This window comes from Gilliamella sp. CG16 (genome assembly GCF_046635785.1).
GTDB classification, from domain to species: domain Bacteria; phylum Pseudomonadota; class Gammaproteobacteria; order Enterobacterales; family Orbaceae; genus Gilliamella; species Gilliamella apicola_I.
In genome coordinates this window covers 78,976-84,975 of the sequence record NZ_JBIDFL010000009.1, presented here as the reverse complement: position 1 = coordinate 84,975, position 6,000 = coordinate 78,976, and the positions used below count along the sequence as shown (strand labels likewise).

The following is a 6,000-nucleotide window of genomic DNA, read 5'->3' as shown; positions in this document are numbered from 1 at the left end:
GGTGATTTATAAACATTTGAAAATGCGTTGGTATATTCAATGACTAATTTGCCATTTTCATCACGTCCAATTGTATAGTCAAATTCACTATCTTTTTTCTCAATGATATTCCAGATAGCATCATCTTGACCGACAACATCAACTAGATTGATTTTACCGCGTTCTGAATTTCCTCGGCCGATTTCAGTTATATCAATATTGGTTTTTCCTGACGTATTACCTTTTACGACAAGTTTATCTGACTCACCTTTTTCTGTATCCACATACATATTCAGTTTGCCATCTTCACCACGGTAATCACCATTGACAGTTAATACTGTATTTGCTGAATCTTTACCTAAATCGATAGTCCCACCATTGACTAAATTGCCAATTGTTTGGTTATGATCTTCTAAATTAAGTGAACCTTTCTTATCAACGTTATAGTTAGATTTTTCGCTAAAGACATTCTCGGCTTTCGCATTCCAAGAACCACCGGTTATATTAGTGTTTCCTTCATAAGTATGTTTACCACTAATAAAGTTATCACCAGAGATTACATTGACATTGCCTTTTCCATTTGCTTTGCTATCAATATCCCAGCCTACTTGATAATCATTATTAGTATGATTGAAATTAAGTTCACCCGCTGGTAATGATGGATCTTGATTTGCAAAATGGATAACCGGCACATCAATTGCTCCCGCTTTTTGTGGCGCTTCATTTGGTTTACCACCAATATTTAATTTACCGCCCTCATTGATGGTTATACCATCATTTTCACCATTAGCGTTTTTAGTTGTGTTTATTTTGGCATCATTAGAAACCGTGATTTCACTTTTATTACCAATTGATATATCCTTAACCACATTCAATGCAGAATCAGTTCCATCAACAAATACTTTACCGCCATTTCTAACAACTAAAGTACCGTTGACTGTATCACCAATATTGGCTTTAGCACCATTTAAAATATTTAGCTCAGCATGACCCGTATTTACATTTTTTTCTGGCCCTATACGCATAGTGGCCGCATTTAATGTTGAATCCTTACCTATAACATTAAAAATTGCAGTACCATTTGCAAATCCAAGCAATAGCGTATTTTTTGCATCAAATAAGCCACCCTCTATGACATCAACTTTGGCATTACCATTAGCGCCAACAAATACTTGAATTTTCGATTTTTGAATGAATGCGCTTCCTTTACCTTTCACTGTTAGGGTGGTATTAGAACCAGCTTCACTTCCTATACTTGGCGAAGCCCAAGCAGTATTAGTGAAAGTACCACCATTTGTGATTAATACATTCGCATCACCACCTTGGAAACCAAAGTATGCAACACCCTGAGCATTAATAAGATGTCCATTATCAAGAATTAATTCACCTGAATTTCCTGCGCCTCGACCAACTAAAATTCTTGCTAACGATAGCGTACCGCCATCACTAATCGTTAGACGTCCTTTTCCATTTGTCCCTGATCCTAATGAATATTCCTCATTGGTTATTTGACCACTTTGAATTGTGCCAGTACCATTACCTTTGATTGTTTCATTCGAATTGATATGAATTGGTGCAGCTAATGCACTTTCAGACATCGCAGCTGTAATCATGATGGCTGCTGCAATTTTACTTACTGAAGATTTTGTTTTGCCTTTGGCTAGTTCCGATACTGCCAAGCTTATTCCTTGTCTATTTTTTAAAACTTTGTAGATTTTATTCATTTATTAAATTTCCTTGATTTTACGATATTAAACATAACCACTAGTCTTTTAGAAAGTTATGTAAAAATATTATTGATCGGATTAAATGATCAATCAATATTCAATCGATCGAAAATTTCTTATAAATATTGTAAGCATTATTTAATCTATTGTTTTTGTTTATTAAATATTAATTAATTCAATGAAAAAACAATGAAAAGTTTTGATGAGATAATTTTCAGATAAACGTAAAAACCGCTAATCTAATTTTAGCTTAAAAAATGATAAACATTGGACCTATTTTGCACACCAAACTTCTCAATTTATAACGGTTGATAACTTGGCTAGCTGACATAGACAACGCAAATAAATTTTTAATAAAATTTAAATGGTAAGCCATTATTTTATTTTTTCTCTATGATATTTATTAAATTTTTTTAACATTTACAGCGCTATTTATTAAACGATTTTTATAACAACATTATTTTTTTAGATTTAACATTGGGAAGATAACATTTTCGATGTACTGAGTTGAGGAAATAGACTTCAGCTAAAATATGGGTTTTCAGGCACTCTTAAGAGTACCTGATTTTAAAAGAGAATAGTTAATCGTTGTGATGCTAGATTTTTGTTGAAAAAAGTTGATCTGTTTGGTGATCAAGATAAGCTTGATTGACAAGTATTCCATCATTCACACCTTCAACTTCAGGCCCTTTATCCGTTTGTTTTAACATTTTTTTCGTAATGGTTAAAATACTTTTTTGCTGACATTTTGGACATTGGCAATATTCATAATTTAACATTGACATTTTATCGTCAGTCTTTTTAACGAGCAAATCCCGAATATCTTTTTGAAGTTCTACATTGGCTAATGCATCGGCATAATTACCTACACGACTATTATTAATATTGTTTTCTAATTCTTCACTAGACAAAGAATGGAAAAAATATTTTTTGTACCAAGTTTGGCAATCTTCACAAAAGGCATCTTCTATGAATAAAGCTGTTAAAATTGGGTAAAAGAAGACTAAGAATTCAATCAGATAAACGCCAGCTAATAACATCCCTGAAATTGAACCTTTTGATGAGCTACCTTTAGTAATCGTGATTTCACGATAAGGAATAATATCATCTATTAATAAAGTTATAGTATCAATAGGCGATAAAAACAGTGAAATCCAATTGGACAAATAATTAGTGTCAAATAACAAAACTTCAAAAGTAACCAAATTTGAATAATAGGCAAACAAGCAGATTAAAAAAGTCATTAATATATTGATTTTGACATTACGGATCTTCGCTAATTGAGATAAATTAGATTGCAACATGATTATCACATAACACATCCCCACAATAAGACCGATATCAATAAGAATTAATGGAGAAAAATGAGAGATTATGGCATATACAACGCCAAGTAAATTAGCCACAAAAATACCCAGCAAAGTTAAAACAATCGTAGAGCCCAGATTGAATTTATTTGAAAATTGATAGTGTTCAGTTGAGGTGTTCATTATTTTTCCTTATATTTATAGATAAATCTACTTTGATTATTTCAATAGAAAAATTAGACAATTTATATTATTGACAGCAAGTGAAACCGTCATTATTTTCATAAAACATATCAAAGCTTTTTTGGGAGCGGCGTATTTTAGTATGAGTAAAAGGAAAGAAAAAGGGATTTTTTTAAATGTTAAAATCGAGCTATTTTTAAATTCATTAACTTCTCAATATTTTGATAATAAAATCAATTGATATTGAGAAGAATTACGTTGTTATATCTAATTAATAAAATTATTCGATATTTTGTACTTGTTCTCGAATTTGTTCTATTAAAACTTTTAATTCAATGGCACTAGCCGTGACATCGGCATTAATAGATTTTGAAGCAATGGTATTCGATTCACGGTTGAATTCTTGCATCATAAAATCAAGTCGACGTCCAACGGCTTCATTTTTCTTCAAAATTGCATAAGTTTCTTTAACGTGTGTCATTAGACGATCAAGCTCTTCAGCAACATCAATACGTTGAGCCATCATGACAATTTCTTGTTCAAACCTTGAGCTATCTAATTCGATATTGGCTTCAGCTAATTTAGTTTGTAGACGCTCTTTTTGCCATTCCAAAATCTGTGGCATCCATTGACGAATCTTTTCAACTTGTTCCGTTATCCCTTCGAGCCGTTGGATGATAAGCTCACCTAATGCTTTACCTTCACGTTCACGTACAGTAATAAATTCATCAATTGTCGAATCTAATATTGCTAAAAGTTCTTGCGATATGGTATCTAAATTTTGCTCTTTAGCTGATAATACACCTGGCCAACGTAAAACATCGATAGGATTGACTTCGCCGGATTTGTGCTCTGACTGAATCCAATTAGCTGCATTTAAAATTTGTTTAGCTAGATCTTGGTTTAAAGATAATTCTTGATGTTGAGCAGCAGGATCCAATTCAAAACGCAAATGGCATTCAATTTTACCCCGCGTTAAACGATGACGAAGCCGTTCACGAATAATAGGCTCAAGTGAGCGAAACTGTTCAGGCAAACGAATGTAAGTTTCTAAATAACGTTGGTTGACCGAACGAAGCTCCCAAGAAGCGGTCCCCCATGGTTGATTTACTTCTTTTCTGGCATAAGCGGTCATACTGGAAATCATAATGGCTTCCTAAATTTAGTAAAAAACTTGCTGGGCATTGTATCACAAATTCTGTATAATGCGCTCTTAGCTTAGGCTAAACATCAACCTTTTTCTTGTTGATGTCCTCCTAAATGGTAAATTCAAATAATTTTTTAAATATAACTGCTGGAGAAATGCATGCGCCCGTCAGGTCGATCTGCGGAACAAGTCCGCCCTATCAAAATTACCCGTCATTACACTAAGCATGCAGAAGGTTCTGTATTAGTAGAGTTCGGTGAAACAAAAGTACTGTGTAATGCAACTGTCGATGAAAGCGTACCCCGTTTTTTAAAAGGTCAAAATCAAGGTTGGGTCACGGCTGAATATGGTATGTTGCCTCGTGCGACTAATTCAAGAACGCAACGGGAAGCGGCAAAAGGTAAACAAACAGGTCGCACAATGGAAATTCAACGATTAATTGCTCGTTCATTAAGAGCAATGATAGATCTTAAACTTTTAGGCGAATATACCATTACCTTAGACTGCGATGTCATTCAAGCTGACGGTGGTACAAGAACAGCTTCAATTACTGGCGCGTGTGTAGCGCTAAATGATGCGATAAATAAAATGATTGCCGAAGGTAAAGTTAAACAAAATCCGATTAAATCATTGGTCGCAGCGGTGTCTGTCGGTATTGTCGATGGTCAACCTGTATGTGATTTAGAATATATTGAAGATTCTAATGCTGAAACTGATATGAATGTAGTAATGACTGATGACGGACGAATTATTGAAGTTCAAGGAACTGCCGAAGGTGAACCTTTTAGTCATGACGAATTATTAAAATTATTAGAATTAGCCAAAAATGGCATTGCAACAATTATTGATGCACAAAGACAGGCCTTAAAAGATTAATTGGAGAGGATCGATGAAATCATACAAAAGTGAATTTATTGAATTTGCTTTAAATCGGCAAGCATTGAAATTTGGCGAATTCACCTTAAAATCAGGTCGAAAAAGTCCTTATTTTTTTAATGCGGGTTTGTTTAACACCGGTAAAGATTTAGCGCTTTTAGGTCGCTTTTACGCTGCGGCTTTATTAGATGCCAAGCTCGAATATGACGTAATTTTTGGTCCTGCTTATAAGGGGATTCCGATTGTATCATCAACTGTCGTTGCATTATCTGAACATCACAACGTTGATGTTCCTTACTGCTTTAATCGTAAAGAGGCAAAAGATCATGGTGAAGGAGGCAATTTAGTCGGCAGTTCGATTTATGAGCAACGTGTTATGCTGGTTGACGATGTTATTACTGCCGGAACCGCAATACGTGAATCGATGCAAATATTGGAAGATAATAAATCAAAATTAGCTGGCGTATTAATTTGCTTAGACCGACAAGAAAAAGGTCGTGCCGATCTTTCTGCAATTCAAGAAATTAAACAAACTTATCATTGCGAAGTGATTTCAATTATTACACTTGATGATTTGATCCAATATCTTTATCAAGATCCAACCAGACAAGATCAAGTAAAACTAGTTGAAGCTTATCGTGAGCAATATGGTATAAACTAAAGTAAACTCTTACACAATCAGCTAATGAAATAAAAGCGTTGAAAAACGCTTTTACATCTTTTTACAATCCCATACATTTTTTAGACATTTAATCTGCTTTTTATCTATAATCTAGATTAG

General features: G+C 33.9%; 5 protein-coding genes. 2 read left to right on the top strand and 3 right to left on the bottom strand.

What is annotated here, in order from left to right; all coding sequences use genetic code 11:
* The 3 genes from ACGH47_RS09100 to ACGH47_RS09090 form a co-directional block, all read right to left on the bottom strand.
* The coding region (locus tag ACGH47_RS09100; protein WP_411597059.1) for an autotransporter outer membrane beta-barrel domain-containing protein at window positions 1-1,703 on the bottom strand (1,703 nt) is incomplete at its 3' end.
* Between the two features lie 599 nt (window positions 1,704-2,302).
* A complete protein-coding gene (locus ACGH47_RS09095) occupies window positions 2,303-3,196 on the bottom strand; it encodes a hypothetical protein (RefSeq protein WP_411623264.1) in 894 nt (297 codons plus the stop codon).
* 280 nt (window positions 3,197-3,476) lie between these two features.
* Window positions 3,477-4,343 carry a YicC/YloC family endoribonuclease gene (locus tag ACGH47_RS09090; RefSeq protein ID WP_267352166.1) on the bottom strand — a complete coding sequence of 289 codons (867 nt, stop codon included), beginning with the start codon at window positions 4,341-4,343 and terminating at the stop codon, window positions 3,477-3,479.
* Between the two features lie 159 nt (window positions 4,344-4,502).
* Here ACGH47_RS09090 and rph point away from each other — a divergent pair, with 159 nt between their 5' ends.
* Together rph and pyrE are read left to right on the top strand one after the other, a co-directional pair.
* Window positions 4,503-5,219 carry a ribonuclease PH gene (gene rph, locus ACGH47_RS09085; protein WP_220215281.1) on the top strand — a complete coding sequence of 239 codons (717 nt, stop codon included), beginning with the start codon at window positions 4,503-4,505 and terminating at the stop codon, window positions 5,217-5,219.
* Window positions 5,220-5,232: 13 nt separating this feature from the next.
* Window positions 5,233-5,880: an orotate phosphoribosyltransferase gene (gene pyrE, locus ACGH47_RS09080; protein WP_267352167.1), complete on the top strand. Its 648-nt coding sequence runs from the start codon at window positions 5,233-5,235 to the stop codon at window positions 5,878-5,880.
* Window positions 5,881-6,000: the final 120 nt, after the last annotated feature.